The following is a 2,151-nucleotide window of genomic DNA, read 5'->3' as shown; positions in this document are numbered from 1 at the left end:
TCGTCCAGAAGATCACCTCATCCCGCCCTCAGCCAGCCCTGTCGTGTAGTGTGGCTCGGGACACGACGCCGGTATCCCGGCCTTTGCGCGCCAATGGGTTAGCGAGCGGATTGGGACACGCTCCTCGGGAGCTGCGCCCATGAGCATCAAGCTCATGTCCGCGGTCTGGGAGCGCCTGGAGCTCGACCCCTACGAGCGCCTGGTGTCGCTTTCCCTCGCCGACCACGCTGACGACGACGGCCTCTGCTACCCATCGGTGGCGCGCCTCGAGGACCCAAAGGCCAAAATCCACCTCCTCCTCGGACACTCCTACGACAAGCCCTTGGCTTCGAAGCTCACGGGCGGCCTCGTGCTGCGCGACAGCGACGAAGCCCTCGCCTTCGACGCGGAGATCGCGCCGGAGATCGCGGAGACCTCCTACTTCCGGGACTTCTTCGCCGGCTTCATGGCCGGGCTCGTGGTCGGCCTCAGCCCGGGCTTCCGGATCCCGCCGCCTTCGGCCGTGCCGTCCGAGGAGGCCGAGCGGGTCGAGGAGGAGGACCCGGCCGAGGGACGGGCGATCATCCGGACCATCCTTCAGGCGTTGCTCTGGAGGAGATCAGCCTCGTGACGGCGCCTGCATATACCGAGACCGAGGTCGAGGCGCGGGCCTCAGGCCTCATCCTGCCCGAGCGGCCGGCGCTCCATGCCAGCGCGAGGTGGCGGTGATGGCGACGACGTTGCAGATCATCGAGGGCACTCCCGCGACCTGGCCGGAGGTAGGTGGCTTCCTTTCCGTGGCCGCCTCCAATCTTATGCCCGAACTGGTCTGGCGGCGCATCGAGTCTTGGATCTCGTGGCGCTGGGGCGAGCGCACCTGCGCCTTCATCGTGGAAGGCGGCCGCGGCGCCTGGCGGCCGCCGCTCGTGCCCTTCGCCGCCGCGACGACCGAGGTCTCGCACGGCGAGTCCTGGGAGCCTGTCATAGGCGGGCTCCGTGATGGGTATCTGGCACCGGCTTTTCGGGCGCGCGCAGCCGCAGGAGCGGCGGAGCTCCGGCACCGGCTACACGGCGGAGATCCTCTCCGCCAGGCAGAGCTACATCGCCGGGCGCTCCGGTCTCGGCGAGCTGACGGCGACGGTGCAGGCCTGCACCTCGCTCTGGGAGAGCGCCTTCGCCATCGCGACCGTCGAGGGGACAGACCTCCTCGACCGGCGCACGATGGCAATGCTGGCGCGCTCTCTGGCGCTCCGGGGCGAGGCGCTGTTCCTCATCCGCGAGGAAGGCCTCGTGCCGGCCTCCGACTGGGATCTCAGCACAAGGAACGGCCGACCCCGCGCCTATCGCGTCAGCGTCTCCGAGGCGGGCGGTGGGCGGTCGGAGACGGCCCTCGCGGCCGAGGTGCTGCACCTGCGGCTGGGGAGTGACCCGGTGGCCCCCTGGACCGGCACTGCGCCGCTGCGGCGCTCGGCGCTGACGGCGGGGATGCTTCACGCGCTCGAGTCGGCGCTGGCGGAGGTCTACGAGCTCGCGCCGATCGGTAGCCAGGTCGTGCCCTTTCCAGAGAACCCCGAGACGAGCAACGAGGAGCTCGGCCGCTCCTTCCGCCGTCGCCGCGGGCGGGTGCTCCTCCGCGAGTCGGTGCAAGTCACCGCGGCCGGCGGACCGGCGCCGGCGGCCGACTGGCGGCCGGCAGACCTCACGCCGGACCTCAGCCGCTCCATGGCGGCGGAGACGCTAGAGGCGGCCAGTGGGGCGATCATGGCAGCCTTCGGCGTCCTCCCCGGCCTCTTCGCGGTGGCGGCGCAGGGGCCGCTCGTGCGCGAGGCGCAGAGGCACCTCGCGACTTGGGTACTTCAGCCGATCGCCGAGCTCCTCGCCGAGGAGGCCTCCGCCAAGCTCGGGGTTGCCGTGGCGATCGACACCCTGACTCCGCTGCAGGCCTTCGACGCCGGCGGCAGCGCCCGGGCGGTGGCCGGCCTGGTGCAGGCGGTCGCGCAGGCGAAGGAGGCCGGCCTCTCGACCGACGAGCTGCGGCCGCTCTTCGCCGCGGTCGACTGGGCGGAGGTGATGAAGGGTTAGGGCGGGTCGCGCCCTGCGGGTTCTGTTCCTCCCCCGCGAAGTCAACCCGGTTAGTCAGGCGAGCGTTCCGGCGGTGCAGGGGCTGGCCAG

At 71.4% G+C, this 2,151-nt stretch carries 2 protein-coding genes; both read left to right on the top strand.

All coding sequences use genetic code 11. The annotated features are described in order from the left end of the window. The first annotated feature begins 139 nt into the window (after window positions 1-139). Window positions 140-610: a helix-turn-helix domain-containing protein gene (locus tag Q0112_RS13030; protein ID WP_297975960.1), complete on the top strand. Its 471-nt coding sequence runs from the start codon at window positions 140-142 to the stop codon at window positions 608-610. A gap of 368 nt (window positions 611-978) precedes the next feature. Then, window positions 979-2,061 (top strand): hypothetical protein, encoded by a 1,083-nt coding sequence (locus Q0112_RS13025; protein ID WP_297975958.1) that lies wholly within the window; start codon window positions 979-981, stop codon window positions 2,059-2,061. Window positions 2,062-2,151: the final 90 nt, after the last annotated feature.

The sequence above is a fragment of the uncultured Amaricoccus sp. genome (assembly GCF_937858865.1).
In the GTDB taxonomy this organism is placed as follows: Bacteria; Pseudomonadota; Alphaproteobacteria; order Rhodobacterales; family Rhodobacteraceae; genus Amaricoccus.
The sequence above is the reverse complement of the archived record's forward strand: the minus strand, read 5'-3'. Positions and strand labels throughout refer to the sequence as shown.